14 protein-coding genes are annotated in these 17,367 nt (G+C 57.6%); 10 read left to right on the top strand and 4 right to left on the bottom strand.

The features are described from left to right. The first annotated feature begins 45 nt into the window (after positions 1-45). The 6 genes from rsfS to WC600_07595 all read left to right on the top strand — a co-directional run bounded on the left by rsfS (position 46) and on the right by WC600_07595 (position 5,498). On the top strand, positions 46-441 hold the full coding sequence (gene rsfS / locus WC600_07620) for a ribosome silencing factor (protein MFA4902599.1): 396 nt from the start codon (positions 46-48) through the stop codon (positions 439-441). Beyond that, on the top strand, positions 434-1,858 hold the full coding sequence (locus WC600_07615) for a M48 family metalloprotease (GenBank protein ID MFA4902598.1): 1,425 nt from the start codon (positions 434-436) through the stop codon (positions 1,856-1,858). Before rsfS ends, WC600_07615 begins: the two co-directional genes overlap by 8 nt. A 69-nt stretch (positions 1,859-1,927) precedes the next feature. After that, entirely contained in the window at positions 1,928-2,275 is a 348-nt protein-coding gene (locus WC600_07610) for a zinc ribbon domain-containing protein (protein MFA4902597.1), read from the top strand. A gap of 390 nt (positions 2,276-2,665) precedes the next feature. Further along, positions 2,666-2,977, top strand: a complete 312-nt coding sequence (locus WC600_07605) for a hypothetical protein (protein ID MFA4902596.1) — start codon at positions 2,666-2,668, stop codon at positions 2,975-2,977. Between the two features lie 89 nt (positions 2,978-3,066). Next, positions 3,067-4,776: a SulP family inorganic anion transporter gene (locus WC600_07600; GenBank protein ID MFA4902595.1), complete on the top strand. Its 1,710-nt coding sequence runs from the start codon at positions 3,067-3,069 to the stop codon at positions 4,774-4,776. A 26-nt stretch (positions 4,777-4,802) separates the two neighbouring features. Further along, entirely contained in the window at positions 4,803-5,498 is a 696-nt protein-coding gene (locus tag WC600_07595) for a DUF1345 domain-containing protein (protein MFA4902594.1), read from the top strand. A 1-nt stretch (position 5,499) separates the two neighbouring features. Here the strand turns inward: WC600_07595 and WC600_07590 are convergent, their stop codons facing one another. The 4 genes from WC600_07590 to WC600_07575 all read right to left on the bottom strand — a co-directional run bounded on the left by WC600_07590 (position 5,500) and on the right by WC600_07575 (position 12,306). After that, positions 5,500-7,746, bottom strand: a complete 2,247-nt coding sequence (locus WC600_07590; protein ID MFA4902593.1) for an adenylate/guanylate cyclase domain-containing protein — start codon at positions 7,744-7,746, stop codon at positions 5,500-5,502. A 383-nt stretch (positions 7,747-8,129) separates the two neighbouring features. Continuing rightward, the gene (locus WC600_07585; protein MFA4902592.1) at positions 8,130-9,089 is read right to left on the bottom strand and encodes a FecR family protein; all 960 of its coding nucleotides are present in this window, start codon (positions 9,087-9,089) and stop codon (positions 8,130-8,132) included. A gap of 415 nt (positions 9,090-9,504) precedes the next feature. Then, positions 9,505-10,482 carry a FecR family protein gene (locus tag WC600_07580; protein ID MFA4902591.1) on the bottom strand — a complete coding sequence of 326 codons (978 nt, stop codon included), beginning with the start codon at positions 10,480-10,482 and terminating at the stop codon, positions 9,505-9,507. A gap of 273 nt (positions 10,483-10,755) precedes the next feature. Then, positions 10,756-12,306 (bottom strand): tetratricopeptide repeat protein, encoded by a 1,551-nt coding sequence (locus WC600_07575; protein MFA4902590.1) that lies wholly within the window; start codon positions 12,304-12,306, stop codon positions 10,756-10,758. 253 nt (positions 12,307-12,559) lie between these two features. On the opposite strand from WC600_07575, the gene phoU reads away from it, so the two are divergent. The 4 genes from phoU (at position 12,560) to dnaK (ending at position 17,245) form a co-directional block, all read left to right on the top strand. Then, the gene (phoU, locus tag WC600_07570) at positions 12,560-13,249 is read left to right on the top strand and encodes a phosphate signaling complex protein PhoU (protein MFA4902589.1); all 690 of its coding nucleotides are present in this window, start codon (positions 12,560-12,562) and stop codon (positions 13,247-13,249) included. Positions 13,250-13,531: 282 nt separating this feature from the next. Further along, entirely contained in the window at positions 13,532-14,569 is a 1,038-nt protein-coding gene (hrcA, locus tag WC600_07565; GenBank protein ID MFA4902588.1) for a heat-inducible transcriptional repressor HrcA, read from the top strand. A gap of 140 nt (positions 14,570-14,709) precedes the next feature. Next, a complete protein-coding gene (gene grpE / locus WC600_07560; GenBank protein MFA4902587.1) occupies positions 14,710-15,300 on the top strand; it encodes a nucleotide exchange factor GrpE in 591 nt (196 codons plus the stop codon). Between the two features lie 22 nt (positions 15,301-15,322). Further along, positions 15,323-17,245, top strand: coding sequence for a molecular chaperone DnaK (dnaK, locus tag WC600_07555; protein ID MFA4902586.1), 1,923 nt, complete (start codon positions 15,323-15,325; stop codon positions 17,243-17,245). The last annotated feature ends 122 nt before the right edge of the window (positions 17,246-17,367 follow it).

Genomic DNA, 17,367 nt, shown 5'->3' with positions numbered 1-17,367 from the left:
GCGGCGGCAACTTCAGCCCCTTTCACCCCGGCAGCACCGGTAGAATTGGCCGTCAGGACCATCGTCGCCCATAAGGGCATTGACACGGTGCTCCTGAAGGTGAGCGAGTTTTGTTCGTTTGCGGACTATTTCGTCATTTGCTCGGGCGGGTCAAAACGGCATGTGCTGGCCCTGGCCGAACATCTGGAAGAGGCCCTGAGCCGGGCCGGACTTCAGCCTCTGGGGGTTGAAGGCCGTGAAGAAGGCCAATGGGTGTTACTGGATTACAATATCATGGTGATCCATATCTTCCTTGAGCCGTTGCGGGATTTTTATAATTTGGAAGATCTCTGGTCGGACGCCCCCAAGATCCAGATAGATCAGGACAACGAATCTGCCTTCTCTTCCCAGGACCCTTTAGCCACCGCTCTTTCCGATTCCGAGCCCGTCCATCATGAATAAAAGTTCTCGCTGGAGGCTGGTAGCCATCATTATCCTGGCTACGAGCTTGCTCCTGGCGCCCGTTCGTTCCAGTTGGGCCTTTTGGGATATGATGTCCGGCGGCTTGAGCGTCGAAAAGGAAAAGCAGCTCGGCGAGCAATTTCTCCTTGAAGTTCAGCAAGAAATCCCACTCGTCAAAGACCCTTTCCTGACTTCATACTTAAATAAATTAGGTCAGAGACTGGTGGCCCAAATAGGGCCCCAGCCGTTTCAGTACAAGTTTTTTATTGTGGACGACCCTAGCATGAATGCCTTTGCGGTGCCGGGCGGCTATATTTTCATCCACACGGGCTTGATTCGCATGGCCGAGCGGGAGGGGGAACTGGCCGGGGTAATGGCCCACGAAATTTCCCATGTCTCTTGCCGGCACATGTCCAAGATGATGGAAAAATCCCGAGCGGTCAGCATTGCCAGCATGATCGGGGCCCTGGCGTCCGTTTTCTTGGGAGGGGTAGGCGTGCCCCTCATGGTGGGTTCTATGGCCGCCGGGGAAAGCGCCATGTTGAAGTACAGCCGGGATAACGAATCCGAGGCCGACGCCATGGGGTTCAAGTGGATGCTCAAGGCGGGGTATAACCCCCGGGATATGGTAAGCATATTCAATAAGATGAATAAGCAACGCTGGCTGGAAGGGGGGAAGCTGCCCATCTATCTCAGCACTCACCCGGATGTGGACAATCGGGTTGTGGAACTCTCCCACCAGTTGGTGGTGCACCAAAAAGAATTACAGCCTGTAAAAGACAATCCTGCTTTTCAATTCTTCACCGCCAAACTGGAGTCCCTGAGCGGCAACGCGAACCAACTCCTGCGGCGGATGAGTCTGGATGCGCTGCACGAGCCCAATAATCCCGTCTACCCCTACGGTCGCGCTCTGGCGTTGGCCAAATTGGACCGTGATAACGAAGCCCTGGCAGCGTTTCAACAGGCTTTGCAGCTCGCTCCGGATAATCCCCTGATTATACGGGACTTGGCCGTTTTTTATTTCGACCATAATAAGTTTGCCGAGGCCCAAAAGAGCTTTAATGAGCTTTCCCTGCGCTATCCCCAGGATGACGTCTCGCTTTATTATTTGGCGCGGATCTATCAGGAGCAGAAGAAGACCGATCAGGCCTTGCCCCTGTTTGAAAAGGTCCACAAGCTCAATCCTACCTTCAGCGATGTTTACTACAACCTGGGAACCCTTTACGGCCAGAAGGGGAAATTGGGGCTGGCCCATTATTATCTGGCGTTTTATAGTCTCTATGTCAAAGCCCTGCCTACCGCCATGTTTCACTTTCAAAGGGCGGTCAAGGACTTGTCCCCCGGTGACCCCCGTTACACCGAAGCCCGGTTGCAGTTGACCCGCCTGGAAAAAATGAAGGTCAGGGTGCGGAATTAGCCTCCGAAGGCTAAGGTGGCAGGCAGAAGAGTTTGAGTTGTGGCTGCAGGCGATGTCAGGAGAAGTTCTATGCCGATTTACGAGTTTCGCTGCCAGGATTGTCGACGCATTTCAGGGTTTCTCATCTTAAATCTAAACGAACCGTTCACCCCGGTGTGCAAGCAGTGTGGCGGCTCCTCTCTGGAGCGGGTGCTGTCCCGAGTGCATGTGCGCCTCTCCGAAGAGACGCGCATGGAACGCCTGGCCGACCCCGCGGCCTGGTCCGGGATGGATGAAAATGATCCCAAGAGTGTCGCCAAAGTGCTCAAGAAGATGGGGCAGGAAATGGGCGAAGACTTCCCTGGCGAGGTGGATGAAATGGTGGAAGAAGCCATGGAAAGCCAGGAGGGGGGCGCGGCCGCCGAGACGGATTTTTGAATCACGACCCCGGGGGCGCACTTCAGAGAGGCGGCATGATGTGCATAGCGTCATAAATAATTTGACACATTTATCTCTGCGCCCTCAGCGTCTCTGCGGTTATTTTTTTTTCACTGCAGAGGCGCAGAGAACGCAGAGGGCCTCCACGAAACTCACCCACCCCTCCCTGCCCAGCACTACCCGCCCCATTGTCACGGATTCCGCCATCACCCAAGCCATTGGCCCCAAAACTCGTCCTACAGTTATACTCCCACGCTGGCTCTGTTCTTGAATTTATAATCCGCGGCTTAGGTAATTGTTCATAACTCGCCGGAAATGGTATATGTAATTTCTGTTATGGACGGAAAGGCCTTGGGGCGCAGTCACTTTCCTGGCAGGAGGAGATGAGCCATGTTTAATTTGTTATTCACCCGTCCTCTTATTACGTTGCTGACCGTTGCCGGAGTCGCCGTGTTGGCCCCGATAGTCTTTCCCATCGTTGGGGTTATCCTCAAGCCCCTCGTCAAGCCGGTAACCAACCTGTATCTCGACCTGGCTGATGAGATGGCCGATGCCTTTGAAGAGCGTCAGGAACGCAAAGGCTTCATCAAGCCCGAGGCTGATCGTGAGGAACTCAAAAGGCTGATGGAAGAAGTCGCAGAAAATAAAATGAGGTTAACCGAAGAGACCAACGCCGCGGAACGCTTGGTTGAAGGACTTTAGGGCTTCTGGCCCGATCCGCCTGGTTATCGGCAGCAGCAGAGACCTGCCGCCTCACCGGGCCAATCTCCGGGCTTAGACAAGGAGCAGCCATGGCGAGCCCCGCCACTCAGGCCAAAAGCAACCGGGTCCCGATCCTCCAGGGGATTTTGCCGATTAAGGGCTCACAGGCGCCCGCAGATATTGTGGCGGGCATCACCCTGGCAGCCTTGAACATCCCCCAGGCCATGGGCTATACCGAGATCGCCGGCACCCCGGTGATCACCGGCCTCTATGCCATCCTCATCCCCATGTCGCTCTTTGCGATTTTCGGATCATCCCGGCACCTGGTGGTGGGAGCCGACTCCGCCACCGCCGCGATTATCGCCGGCGGTCTCATGGGTTTAGCCGCCACGGGTTCCCCCCAATATATGGCCCTCTGTAGCTTGCTGGCCCTGATGGCGGCCGGGTTCCTTATTGTGGCCCGCTTAATCCGCCTGGGCTTTTTGGCGGACTTTTTGTCCCGCACCGTGCTGGTGGGGTTTCTCACCGGGGTGGGGGTCCAGGTTTCCCTCATGGAGATCGGGGGCATGCTGGGGCTGGCCAGTGGCAGGCATAGCCCCATTGGGCACCTCATCTACGATCTCCAGCATCTCCACCAGACGAACTTTTACACCCTGGCCATCGCCGTAGTCGTCCTGGCCATCATTCTGGGTTCCCGCAGGATTTCCAAAAAAATCCCCGGAGCGCTCATTGCCGTGGTCGGCGCCATCGTGGTGAGCTGGGCCGTTGACCTGAAATCCCATGGCGTCGCCACTCTGGGGGCCGTGCCCAGCGGTTTGCCGGAATTCGGCCTGCCTCGGGTGCCCTTGGACACAGGTCTGCTGCTAACCCTTTTGCCTACAGCCTTTTCTATTTTCGTGGTTATCCTGGCCCAAAGCGCCGCCACCTCCCGGGCCTATGCCAGCCGCTATAACGAGCGCCTGGACGAGAACCTAGACCTGGTGGGTTTGGGCGTGGCCAACATCGGGGCCGGGCTATCCGGGGCCTTCGTGGTCAACGGCAGCCCCACGGCCTCGGAGATGGTGCACAGCGCCGGCGGCCGCACCCAATTGGCCCAGATCACCAGCAGCAGCATCGTCCTGTTGGTGCTGTTGTTCCTGACCGGTCCGCTGGCCTACATGCCGGCCGCGGTTTTATCCGCGGTGGTTTTCCTCATCTGCGTGGACCTCATCGACATTAAGGGGATGCGCCGTATCTACCGGGAGCGCCCCTGGGAATTTTGGGTGGCCCTCATCACCGCGGCCACCGTGGTCCTGGTGGGTGTAAAGCAGGGCATCCTCCTGGCCATGTTCCTGTCGCTGGTGAGCCACACCCGGCACGGCTACCGCCCGAAAAATGCGTTGATCGTGGCGGCCCGGTCGGGGGGCTGGAAGACCCAACCGGTCCAATCTCAGGCCCAAATGCTGCCGGGGCTGCTGGTCTATCGCTTTTCCCACGGCATGTACTATGCCAATGCTGCGCTGCTGTCCGAGCAGGTCACCAAGTTGGTCAAGGCGGCGAGCCCGCCTCTGGCCTGGTTCTGCATTGACGCCGCCGCGGTGGACGATATTGACTTTTCCGCAGCTGAAACTCTGCGCCACCTTTATACCATCCTCAAAGCGCATGGGATCAGGCTAGTATTTTCCGAGGTTGCAGATGAGGTTTATGACCAACTGGAACGCTCGGGGATCATCGACCTGGTGGGCCGGGACTCCTTTTATGCCACCGGGGGTTTGATGATCAGCGCTTACCAGGAGAACCAAAAAGTTTCGCAGCCTTAGGGCGAAGATGGGAGGAGGGGCTCACCATGACGTTCAAAAAGCGGGTTGGTCATTTCGCCTGGGAGTTGCATGACCAGTACCGGGCGGTGCTGGCGCTCTTCCTGGGAGCGGTGGCGGCGCTCATCTGCTGGGAACGGTTCGGGTTTAGTGGGAAGGTCGCCTTTCTCCTGGGCTGGATACTGGCCTTGAACATCTACCTGGGCTTGCTGGGAATAGTAATTTTTCAGGCCGACGGCCCCATGACCAAACAAAGGGTCTCCCGGGATGAGCCTAACCGGGTCTTTCTGCTGATCGTGCTGATCCTGGTGGCCCTTCTGGGCAATATCAGCGTGGGCGTCATCCTCACCTCGGTGGGCAATGAGCATCCGACCCACGCCCGCCGCCTGGTGGCCTTGAGCGTCTGGGCCGTGGTCATGTCCTGGTTTCTCCTGCACACGGCCGTGGGACAGCATTACGCCCGGCTGTATTATGAAGATACGGATCGCCACGGCCGCCTCTTTGCCGGGGGCATGCGCCAGGGCTTTACCTTTCCCGGGTCGCCGGAGCCTACCTATCTGGACTTCCTCTATGTCTCGTTTACCGTGGGTTTGACCTATGCCATGAGTGATGTCAACGTAACCAACGAAGTCCAACGGCGGATGGTTCTCATCCACAGCGTGATTTCGTTTTTCTTTTATTCCACCATCCTGGGGGGTGTTCTGAACGCCATTGTGACTTCCTGACCTATTTGCCATCCATGACCGTCACGGCTTCCCAGTCGGGACCCGGCGGGTTTTCCAGGTACTTTTGGGCCAGGGCGGCGTAGCGTTGGCAGGCGGCATCCCCGGGGCGCACCTCCAGGACCTGCCCAAAAGCAGTCAGACTCTCGGCGAAGCGGCCTTCCCGGAAGAAGGCCAGGGCCCGGTGGTAGAGGTCCAGATACCGGGCCAGTTCCGGACCGGGTTCACCTTCTCCTAACAGCGCATAGATGCGGGCCGCCTGGGCTTTCCCCTTAACCCGCACCCGATCCACGTCTTTGAGAATGAAGTCGTTTCCTAAGCTTGCAGCAGTGGCTTGGCTGATCAGGATAGAGGTGCCGTAGTATTTGTTGAGCCCCTCCAGGCGGGAGGCCAAATTCACATTGTCGCCGATGGCGGTATAGTCGAAGAGACGGTCGGACCCCATGTTGCCTACGGCTACCGGGCCGGTGTTGACCCCCACCCCGACCCGCAAAGGTGGACGGCCCTGAGCGGCCCAATCCTGGTTCAAGGCCGCCAGGCTGGACACCATTTCCAGGGCGGCCCGGCAAGCAAGGTGGGGGTGATCCGGTTGAGCGAGGGGGGCACCGAAGAGGGCCATGATGGCGTCCCCCATGTACTTGTCGATGGTGCCTCCCTGGTTGATGATGATGTTGCTCATGGGATTGAGGAAGTCGTGGAGCAGAGTCACCAGGGCTTGGGGGTCGAGTTTTTCCGACATGGTGGTAAAGCCCCGGATGTCGGTGAACAGGATAGTGATCTCCCGGCGCTCCCCTCCCAGGCGCAGTTGCTCGGGGTGCTTGAGCATCTCCTGGACGACGGTGGGAGCCACATAAGATTCAAAGGCCTTGCGGATACGTTTCCGCTCCTCCTCCTCCGCCAGGAACCGTTGCGAGGTCACTCCCAGAAAGACCAGGACAATGAGGGCCTGGGGATAGAAGAGATCCAACTGGATACCCTGGCGGCTGAATAGGTAGTAGTTGAGGCCCACGTAGCTTGCCAGGACGATGAGGGTGAAGATGAAGGACAGGACAGCGGAGAGCCGGGGCAGCACCAGACCCAGCAGGATGGCCAGTACCACCAGAATCAGCAGCATGATACCCAGCGCCAAGGGAGGGGTGCTGATGAAATTGCCATGCAGCAGATTGTCCATGGCGGTGGCCTGGATCTCCACCCCGGGAAAAGTCCCGGAGAAAGGGGTGACCCGGAGATCGTAGATACCCACGGCCGTGGCCCCCACCAGGACGATCTTGTCCTTTAAGACCCCGGCCGGCAAGCTGCCGTTCATGACGGCGGCGGCGGAATAGGTGGGGATGAGGCCGGCGGGGCCCAAAAAATTGATGAGCAGCCGGCCATAGCGGTCCACCGGCACCTGGCGGCGTCCCAGGCGAATCCCCTCCACTCCCCAATGGGACAGGGTAATGGCCATGGGGGCTTTGTCTTGGTAATGGGACAGGGTCACCAGGGTCAGAGGGGCGAAGAACTCTCCGCCATACAGGATGCTCATGGGAAACCAGCGCACCGTGCCGTCGGGATCAGGAATCATGTTGAAATAGCCGTCGCCCGCCGCGGCCTCGGTGATTTCCGGCAGATTGCGCTCAATTCCGGTGGCGCTTACCAGGGGAACCTGGGAAGGCTGGGTATCCAGGAGGCGCACCACGTTATAGGTGGAAGCCTTGAGGAAAGTGCCGCCCATGAGCTGTTCCGGCTGTACTCCCCCAGCCTTGCCGCCGACACTCTCGAAAAAGAACCCCAGAATGGTGGGAGGACCTTGGGACAGGACTTTGGCCAGCAGCCGGTCCACGTCGGCTTTGTTTTTCTCGGCCTCCAGCAGAGCCAGCACTTCCGGCGAGGCGCCCCGCCGGGCGATCTCATCGCAGAGATTCCTGATGGCCTGGTAGGCCACCGTCTCTTCTTTTTCGGCAAAGACGATGTCCAAGGCTATGACCCGGGGACCGGCCGTTTTCAGACCGGTAAGCAGCCGGGCCATGTTCTCCCGGGACCAGGGCCAGCGCCCCACCGTCTTCACACTGTCGTCGTCGATAGCCACGATGACTACATCTTTGCCGGGCGCACGGGCTCCCCGAAACCGGAACTTGAGGTCGTAGAGCTTGAGTTCGATAAACTCGGTGAAGGTGGGACGCCAAACGAGCAGGCAAGCCATCAGCAGGGTGACGCCGGTGATCCAGCGGGCGATGGGCGATTTCACAAAAGCGGCCAGGCGGCGCATCATAAGCGGAAACCAGCCTCTTGGCGGTTTTGGGTTCCGGTCCGGGAATCAGCCCGGTATGGTTGCCGGCCAGCACATTGAACGTGCTTCAAGCTTCCACCCTGCGGCCCGGTTCCCTGAGTGCTGGGGCTATCATAAGAAGATCCGCACCATAAGTAAATATTTTTAAACGGCTAAGACCAGTTATTGGCGGTAACCGACCGGGACGGCTTGGCATAAAATCAGGGCGGCAAGCTCGCCAACCTGGCACGAACCCATGCAACCCCAGGGACAGCACCCGACACGGCGCTGTCCCTGGGGAATATGATTGAGGCCCGGCGGTTAAACCGCCCGTGGTCTTGTGGACCACGGGCGTGCGGTCCGGATAGTGGCCTATGGCGGAGTGGTTAGTAACCGGTGCTGATACTACCGGTGCTACCAGTGCTGCCGGTGCTGGTACTATGCGTAGGTGCGGAGACGGCAGGGGGCGTTGGAGGAGGTGTCTTGGCCTGGGGCGCCAGTGTGGGCGGCACGGTCACGGTGGTCAGCAGATTCAACGTGCTGGGGGTGCCCGGGGTGGTGATGGAGGGCGGCCCGGTCGTGGGGATGGACGAACCCGCGATGGTTTGGGGCAGGCCCTGGGGGGCATTACCCCGGCCACCGGCATTGGTGGCGAGTTGGCGCATGAACTGCATCTGATCTTCCCGACTGATGGCGAAGGGCTTGGTCGGGGGCACATTGAGCCCCACCGTGGTTCCTTGCATGGCTTTCAGGAGGACCCACCGATTGGTGCCATTGTTCCAGCCGAAGGAGAAGGCCACTTTGAAGGCCTTGAGAAACAACCGGCTCACTTCAGGGAAGATGTTGCCCACTTGGGTTGCGCCCATAAAATTCAAGATTGTCGAACTGTTGGGACTGAGGCGAACGCCGAACTCGGTGCCCCTTACCCCCACAATGGCGGTATGGGTCTTGACCACGAAATCCGGTTCATCGGCCTTGATGATTTTGTTGACGACGGCCAGGGCTAGACCCTGAAAAATTTTCAGCACGGCACTGCGCTTGTTCTGGGCCGCGTCAAAGGTGAATTCTTCGATGGCGATGCGGCTTTCCGGAGAAATGGTCAGAGTGGAATTGTCGATAAAGGTAATTTGGGCCCGGGAGAGGGACTTGGTGCGGATGACGTCTCCGGACCCCACCGCATCGTCAACCTTGACGACTGTGGCGGGCAGGTTGCCGTCCTTCAGGAGGTCCACCCGGCCTTCAACCAGGGTAAAACGGCCTACGGTCGCGGCACCGGCTACAGTCGCATAAGTCAGCATTGCTGCGCAAACCATCAGCATAGACTTGAACATGAAGTGTCTTTTCATTAGCTTTGCCTCTGGACGACCCCGTTAAGGGGCGATGGTTACAGGCTATGACCCAAACTATAAGGTCACATTCCTATTATCCTATAATATCGGCATCTGGAAAAAAATTCTTTAGTTTTCTTGAAAAAACCATGGCCGGGCAAGGGTCCACTGAAGCTGTGCTGGCCAGGGGCACGGTAACCGACGAGGGCCTCGTGCGAGGATCAGGATAGAGCAGCGGGAATCGGGCGGGGCAGGGATAGATACAACGTTGCGTTCAAAAAGTTATTTCGGGTAGTCGCAGGCTGTGGCCTGTCCCTGCACAGGCATCTCGCCTGTGCCACCATTTGAATGCACATTGGTTTGAAGATCAGGCTCTCGGCGCGGCTGCCTCCCCCGGGGAGAGGAGGCGAGACCACGGGCCCAACCTGTTGGTTTAAGGAGTAGGCGATTTAACGTTCTGGAGGAGTCTGTTGCTGTCCCCACCGAGCGGGCCACTGTTTTTCGGCAGACTCGGGGGTGGGGCGGTAGGCTGGCTTGGGGTTACCGCAGTGGGCGTCACCGTCGGCTGTGTCACTGTTGGCGGCACGGTGACAGTATTCAGAATAGTTAATATGGCTTGTGCACCAGGCAAGCTGACCGGCATGGTTGCGGCCGCAGGGTTCAGAGCGGCGTTGCGGGCGGTGTCCTGGGAGTTTTTGTTCACCTGGGGGGCAGCAGTGGTGAGTTGCCGCATAAATAGATCGCGGTCTTGGCTCGTGATTCCATAAGGCAAGGTGGGGGGCAGGTTGCGGTCCACTGTAGTGCCTTGCATATCTTTTAAAAACACCCAACGGCCGGACTTATCGTTCAAGGGGCCGAAGGAGTAAGCGACTTTGAAGGCCTTCAAAAACAATTGGCTCACCTCCGGAAAGATATTGCCAACCTGGGTGAGGCCTTTAAAATTCATGATGGTTGAACTATTGGGGTGGACGCGAATGCCGATTTCGGTGCCTCGCACTCCCATAATGGCGGTATGGGTTTTAACGACGAAATCCGGTTCCTCGGCTTTGTAGATTTTATTGACCAGGGCCAGGGCCAGGCCTTGAAAGACCTCCAGCACCGCCTGGCGTTTTCCTTGCGCCAGGTCCACCACATAAGTTTCGATGGCAACACGGCTTTCCGGGGAAATGGTGATGACGCTGTTGTCGATGAAAGTGATTTGGGCTTTAGACAGGGATTTGGTGCGGATTACATCTTGGGGCTCTACGGTGTCGTCGACCTTGATCAGAGTGGCTGGAAGATTGCCCCCTTTGAGGAGATCCACCCGACCATCCACCTGGGTAAAACGGCCCACCACCGCGGCCTGGGCCTGGAAACAAGCGAGCAAAAATACTGCCGCTAATATACCGCAAAGGCATACACACGTCTTCATGGCCCGACTCCCTGGTCATAGGTCCACGGCTTCTCTGCATGCCATCCTTGGCTACATAAGTCTCCAGTAGATTAACTATAACATAAACAATACGATAATGAAAGTAATAATCAATTTAAAAAAGTTATGGTGGCTGAAATACATTGGCGTGCGCTCCAGATGAGAGGCTTGGCAGAAGAAAGCGGAGGATCAGAACAGGGGCTTTCGTTGCGCCAAGGGCAGAAGGGGCGCGCGCCGTTCAGGCTGGTAGGCAAAAAAATGGTAAAGCGGCTTCTAGTAACGGTAAGCGAACTGGCAGCCGACGATGTGGCGGCTATAATTGTACAACGCGATATTGGAATTATCCCGAATATAGTACCAATGGACGCCGAACTCCAGGCCTTTGAGGAATTCATAGGTGGACATCATGCCCAGGATCAAGATCTGGTCCAGCCGATTGGGTTGGGGTAACAAGGGCGCTCCTTGGATATTGCCGATCGTGGCCCCATTGTAGAAATCGTTGGAAAAGGGCTGGTGCATGAGGTCCAGGAAAATATTATATTTCCATTTATCGGTGATGGGATAGAGGAACGCCATGAGCAGGCGGTAGGTGAAGCTGTCCCAGTTGTTACCGACCGTGTCATTCTGCTCCACACTGGCCCGCACCTGGGCATAGCCCTTCTGTTTTTTGAAAAAATAATACATACCTAGGCTGCCGCCCAAGGCTTTGCCGCTCCGAATATCCTGCTTGAAGAATACAGGGGATGGATAGTATTGGCGATTATACTTGGCCCCCGCTTCCACGCCGATATTTTCGGTGAAGAGATGGAGATAGGTGGGGGTGAAGAGGAACCCGGTGTAATATTTATCGGACTGCAAATCCATGTAGGTGAAACTGGCGGGAAACCAAAACCGGCCGTTTTTGAAGCCATAGGTGGGGGTAAGCCCCACAAAGTGACTCATGATGTCGAAGCCCGGCACCGTGGGATGGAAATTCTGGAAATAGGAGTATTGCCCCAATACGCTGAAGGGGCCGGCCGGGAGAAGGGTGTATTCCATCAGGGCCGTCTGGGTGAACACCGACCCGCCCTTCCCGGATATTTTGGTTACCTGGCCCGGTGAGGCCGGCGACACGGAGATATTGGAGTCGTAGTCATAGCCCATGGAGGCGGTGATGTGGAAGGGGCGCAGGGACTCTGCCCGCTCGGTCAGGACCCCCATATAGCGTTGGGCGAAATCCGCGGTCTGGCTCTGGGGGTTCAGCGCAATGCTCTCGGCCATGGTTTTTTGGGCTTCTTTGACGCGATTGAGGGCGGCCAGGGCCAGGCTGGCCTGGAAGGTGGCTTCCTGAGCCATCCGGGGATCGGCTTTAGCCTTGTTAAAATAGTCCAGGGCTTCGCTGTACTTGCCTTCCTTGGTAGTCGCTACCCCCAACAGGAAGGCCGTTTGGCCCGGCTCGAAGCCGGAGGCCTCCAGCTTTTGCAGAACGGGCACGGCATCCTTGGGTTGATCCAGGGCCATGAGGGTGTCGGCCAGCATCAATTCCGCCGGATGAAAGCCCGGTTTCAAGCGCAAGGCTTCTTCCAAATACTCCTTGGCCTTGGGGTAATTGAGCATAAGCCGGTAGGTCTGGCCCAAGAGAAAGGCTTTTTCCGGGGTATGGACGCCTTTTTGCCAGGCCTCGGTCAATTGGGCCAGGGCCTCGTCATAATTCTCCTGTTGCAGGTTTTGCGCGGCCTGTTGCACCAGCACATCGTCATACGGCGTGATCGCCAGACCCGGCAGCGCCAAGCTTAAAAACAGCAAAACTGACCATGCGAGGATCAAAACTTTCCGGAAACCCATCACCCCACACCCCTTTCTGGGCAAAAAAAAGAACGTACTAGCCCCCAAATTTAACCATGCCCAAGATAGCACAAAAGTTTAGAATGTAAAAGATATTCTCATTTTATTGGAATTAGTTACTAATACTTAGCCGCTATTTTTATTTAAAGATAGCCAACGCTGCTTTTGATCCCTGATGGAGAGTAACTGCCGACAGCGCCCCAGGTGTGATAAAATATAACATTGAGGTTTTAAGAGTTCGGGAGGTGTGAGCATGGTATCGGCATCAGACGAAAGACCCCGGAGCAAGGCCAAATTTTCTCAGGAACAGGCGGCCTTGCAGGACAAGCTCACGGAGCTGGCGAGCCTTTCCGCCACCGCCATGGAGAAGAGCGTCCGGGCCGTGCTGTGGTGTGACCCGGACCTGGCTCGCCAGGTGATCACCGCGGACACCGCCATCAATGACCTGGAAGAAGACATCGACCGGGAATGCGTGCGCCTCATCGCCTTGTTTCAACCGGTGGCCGGGGATCTGCGCCAACTCATGGCTGTGGACCATATCATCACCGAATTGGAGCGTATCGGCGACTCGGCCACCAACATCGCCGAAGAGGTGCTCACCCTAGGGCAATTGCCGCCCCGGGCACTTCATCCCCAACTGGAGTTCATGGCGCAAAGCGTCCAGGAGATGGTGCGCCAAAGCCTGGACGCCTTCTTCCGGAGCAATGCTCACCTGGCCCGGCAGGTCTGTCTGGCGGATACTGACGTCGACGCCCTGGACCAGGCCATTATCCAGGATCTGCTCCTGGAGATGGCCGGGGCCCCGAGGGCCATCGTTCCCAGTCAGAGCCAGATTAATATCGTGCGGAATCTGGAGCGGGTGGGGGACCACGCCACTAACATCGCCGAACAGGTGGTCTATATGGTGGAGGGCGAAAGCATCCGCCACCGCTGCCAGGGGTAGTTCGCAGCTCAAGGGGCTCCTTGGCCGACACCGGTAGCCGCAGGCTTTAAGCCCGCGCAGGCACGGACTGGAAAATTCATGCTAAACTTGGACACTTGAGGACGGGTGTTCTGCGCTTTTTGCCGCGGTCATAAACAAGAGGAACTTTTGGCAACAGTTGTTAGGGGTGTCCCACGCAGGACCCGCGGCCTGGGTCGCCGTGGTGCAAAAATCCCTTATATCCCTTGACATATCCCGCTGTTCTGATTAACTTTTAAGTTTGAGAAGAGTGCAAGGAGCAATATGGAACACCTGGGGGAACGAGCTACCTGGGTCCTGAAAAGCGTGGTGGCTCAGTACATTGTGACCGGCGAACCGGTGGGGTCCCGGACCGTGGCCAAGACCTCGGGGCTCAACCTCTCTTCCGCCACCATCCGCAACCTCATGCTGGACCTGGAAGAGGCGGGTTACCTGCACCAACCTCACACCTCGGCCGGGCGCCTCCCCACCCCCAAAGGGTTCCGGTATTATGTGGATCATATCCTGCCCGTCCAGGAACTGGGCCGCTCAATGCGGCAGCAGATCCAGGAGGCCTTTGCGTCACCGGGTCACGAGCCCCAGGAGCTGTTCCGCCAGGCCTCCCGGGTGCTTTCATTCATGACCGGCCATCCCGCGCTGCTCCTGGCGCCGCGGCCCCAGGGCATGCGCCTCAAGCACATGCAGTTCATCAGCTTAAGTGAAGATGGCGTCCTGACTATCCTGGTATCGCAGGATAATCAGGTGCAGACCCGGTTCGTGCGCAGCGAGCACCGGTTTTCCCAGGAAGTCTTGGACCGGTTTAGCCGCTATCTCAATGAGCTCTGCCAGAATCTGACCCTGGGCGAGTCGCGCCAGGCGATTCTGGGCAAGATGGAAGAAGAAAAGAGCCTGTTCGATAAAATGATTTCCCAGGCCTTGACCCTGAGCCGGCAAGCCTTGCAAAACGACGAGGAAGAAGAGCTCTACATCGAGGGCACCAGTCATATCCTGGATTACCCGGAATTCACCGCGGATGTGGACAAGATCCGCAGCATTTTCAAGGCCTTTGAAGAAAAGCACCATCTCGTCCTGTTGCTGGATCAAACTATGGCGGCCCAGGGCGTGCAGATTATCATCAGCCCGGAGGAGCATTTTCCCGAGATGCAGTTGTCTCTGGTGGCCTCGTCTTACGGCGCCCAGGACACGCAGTTGGGCAGCCTGGGGGTCATCGGCCCCATGCGCATGGATTATGCCCGGCTGGTCCCCATCGTGAGGTACACCGCCGCCATGGTTACGGACCTGCTCACCAAGCGGCAGTCGTGAGATGCAGGCGGCATTAAGTCCCCCTTTGAAGAAGGGGGATTTAGGGGGATTTAAAGACGTTATTTAAAATCCCCCCTGCTCCCCCTTTAAAAAAGGGGGGTAAAAAAGTGGTTGGCAGTATGACAAGGAGAAAGAGTTTTATGACCTTAACCAAACCCCCCAAGGGTTCCCCTGACCCTGCGGCTCCTGAGGAACAGACGGACCCGCAGGTGGACCTGGCGCTCTTAAGCGACCCGGCGGAGTTACAAAAGCAGCTTTTGCAAAAGACCAAGGAAGCCGAAGAAAACTATGCCCGCCTGGTCCGGCTGGCTGCCGATATGGAAAATATAAAAAAGCGCCAGGAAAAGGACCGCGCCGATCTGCTCCTGTTCGCCAACGAAAACCTCATCAAAGAACTCCTGCCCGTGGTGGACAACCTGGAAAGGGCGTTGGACCACGGCCGGCAATCGGAGGCTCCGGAGGCGTTACTGGAAGGCATCGACCTGGTGTACCAGGGTTTTCAAAAGGCCCTGGCTCGCTTCGGCGTCTCGCCGCTAGAGAGCGTGGGCCAGCAGTTCGACCCGTCTTTTCATAACGCCGTCATGCAGGAGGAGACCGCGGAGGTTCCCGATTGCACCGTCACCAAAGAGTTACAAAAGGGCTACCTGATGAACCAGCGCCTGCTTAGGCCGGCCATGGTCGTGGTGGCCCGCAATCCCCAAAACGAAAATACTTCATGTCAAACCGATTGAACGGTTTAGGAGGAACAGATATATGTCCAAGGTTATAGGCATCGATTTAGGCACCACCAACTCCTGTGTGGCTATCATGGAAGGTGGCGAGCCCAAGGTCATCCCCAACGTGGAAGGCACGCGCACCACGCCTTCCGTGGTAGCTTTTACCGAGAGCGGCGAACGGTTGGTGGGACAGATCGCCAAGCGTCAGGCCATCACCAACCCTTTAAATACCGTGTTTTCCGTCAAACGTCTCATGGGCCGGAAATTTAGCGACCCGGAAGTGCAGCGGGACCTCAAAGTCCTCCCGTACAAGATCGTGCAGGCCGAAAACGGCGACGCACACATCGATATCCGGGGCAAGGTTTATTCCCCCTCCGAGATTTCGTCCATGATCCTCAACAAGATGAAGCAGACCGCGGAAGAGTATTTGGGCGAAAAAGTTACCGAGGCGGTGATCACCGTGCCGGCCTACTTCAACGACGCCCAGCGCCAGGCCACCAAAGATGCCGGGGCCATCGCCGGCCTTAACGTGCTGCGTATCATCAACGAGCCCACCGCGGCTTCCATGGCCTACGGGTTGGATAAGAAGAAGGACGAGCGCATCGCGGTCTTCGACCTGGGCGGCGGCACCTTCGACATCTCCGTCCTGGAGATCGGCGAAGGCGTCTTCGAGGTCAAATCCACCAACGGCGACACCCATCTGGGGGGCGACGATTTCGACCAGCGGGTCATCGACTTTTTGGCCGATGAGTTCATGCGGGAACAGGGCATCAATCTGCGCAATGACAAAATGGCCCTGCAACGTTTGAAAGAAGCGGCGGAAAAGGCCAAGATGGAGCTCTCCACCTCCATGGAGACCGAGGTCAACCTGCCCTTCATCACCGCCGACGCTACCGGACCCAAGCACCTGCTCATCAAGGTCAGCCGGGCCAAGCTGGAGGGCCTGGTGGCCGAACTCATTAACAAGATGGAGGGACCCTGTAAGCAGGCCCTACAGGACGCCAAGACCACGCCCAAGGATATCGACGAAGTTATCCTGGTGGGCGGCATGACCCGCATGCCCAAGGTCCAGGACAAGGTTAAAGAGCTCTTCGCCAAGGAACCCCACAAAGGGGTGAACCCTGACGAAGTGGTGGCCGTGGGCGCCGCTATCCAGGCCGGGGTGCTCAAGGGCGAAGTCAAAGATGTCCTCTTGCTGGATGTCACGCCCCTGTCCCTGGGGATCGAAACTCTGGGCGGCGTCTTTACCAAGATCATCGACCGCAACACCACCATCCCCACCAAGAAGAGCCAGGTGTTCTCCACTGCGGCGGACAACCAGACCGCGGTGACCATCCACGTGCTTCAGGGTGAGCGGGATATGGCGGGGGACAACAAGACGATGGGGCGGTTCGAACTGTTCGGCATTCCACCGGCCCCCCGGGGCATCCCCCAGGTTGAGGTTGCCTTCGACATCGATGCCAACGGTATCGTCCACGTTTCCGCCAAGGACCTGGGCACCGGCCGGGAGCAGTCCATCCGCATTACCGCTCCCAGCGGCCTGAACAAGGAAGAGATCGACAAGCTGATCAAGGACGCGGAAATGCACGCCGCGGAAGACCACAAGAAGCGGGAATTGATCGAAGCCCGCAACCAGGCCGACACCTTGATCTACACCACCGAAAAGACCCTGGCCGATCTGGGCGAGAAAGTGGAAGCGGCCACCAAGAGCGATATCGAAAGCCACATCGCCGGACTAAAGACCGCCATGGAAGGCACCGACATGGAGGACATCAAGCAAAAGAGCGAGGCGCTTATGAAGGCTTCCCATAAGCTGGCGGAGCAGATGTACGCCAAGACCGGTGGGCCTGGCGCCGGCGCGGGCCCGGAGGCCGGTCCCGGGGCAGGGCCGGGCCAGGGAGAGAAGGCCAAGAAGCCCGAAGAAGAAGTGGTGGAGGCCGAGTTCGAAGAAGTGAAGTAGGCCCGAAACGCGTATGAAAACTGGAGAGGGGCCAGGGGCTTTTCGTAAGTGCACAGGCGTCGCGCCTGTGGGAACCCCTGCCCCCTTTTTTATTTACTCCTCCCCAGCGCTTGCCGGAGGCG

The sequence above is a fragment of the Desulfobaccales bacterium genome (assembly GCA_041648175.1).
Taxonomy (GTDB): domain Bacteria; phylum Desulfobacterota; class Desulfobaccia; order Desulfobaccales; family 0-14-0-80-60-11; genus 0-14-0-80-60-11.
Note: the sequence above shows the minus strand (reverse complement) of the source record. Positions and strands in the feature narration are given on the sequence as shown.

Bases quoted from the DNA above. Each gene is read 5' to 3' on its own strand.
- hrcA (MFA4902588.1), top strand. From the start codon at position 13,532: ATGGAACACCTGGGGGAACGAGCTACCTGGGTCCTGAAAAGCGTGGTG.
- WC600_07600 (MFA4902595.1), top strand. From the start codon at position 3,067: ATGGCGAGCCCCGCCACTCAGGCCAAAAGCAACCGGGTCCCGATCCTC.
- WC600_07605 (MFA4902596.1), top strand. From the start codon at position 2,666: ATGTTTAATTTGTTATTCACCCGTCCTCTTATTACGTTGCTGACCGTT.
- WC600_07615 (MFA4902598.1), top strand. From the start codon at position 434: ATGAATAAAAGTTCTCGCTGGAGGCTGGTAGCCATCATTATCCTGGCT.
- phoU (MFA4902589.1), top strand. From the start codon at position 12,560: ATGGTATCGGCATCAGACGAAAGACCCCGGAGCAAGGCCAAATTTTCT.
- WC600_07575 (MFA4902590.1), bottom strand. From the start codon at position 12,306: ATGGGTTTCCGGAAAGTTTTGATCCTCGCATGGTCAGTTTTGCTGTTT.
- WC600_07595 (MFA4902594.1), top strand. From the start codon at position 4,803: ATGACGTTCAAAAAGCGGGTTGGTCATTTCGCCTGGGAGTTGCATGAC.
- dnaK (MFA4902586.1), top strand. From the start codon at position 15,323: ATGTCCAAGGTTATAGGCATCGATTTAGGCACCACCAACTCCTGTGTG.
- grpE (MFA4902587.1), top strand. From the start codon at position 14,710: ATGACCTTAACCAAACCCCCCAAGGGTTCCCCTGACCCTGCGGCTCCT.
- WC600_07590 (MFA4902593.1), bottom strand. From the start codon at position 7,746: ATGATGCGCCGCCTGGCCGCTTTTGTGAAATCGCCCATCGCCCGCTGG.
- WC600_07610 (MFA4902597.1), top strand. From the start codon at position 1,928: ATGCCGATTTACGAGTTTCGCTGCCAGGATTGTCGACGCATTTCAGGG.
- WC600_07580 (MFA4902591.1), bottom strand. From the start codon at position 10,482: ATGAAGACGTGTGTATGCCTTTGCGGTATATTAGCGGCAGTATTTTTG.
- WC600_07585 (MFA4902592.1), bottom strand. From the start codon at position 9,089: ATGAAAAGACACTTCATGTTCAAGTCTATGCTGATGGTTTGCGCAGCA.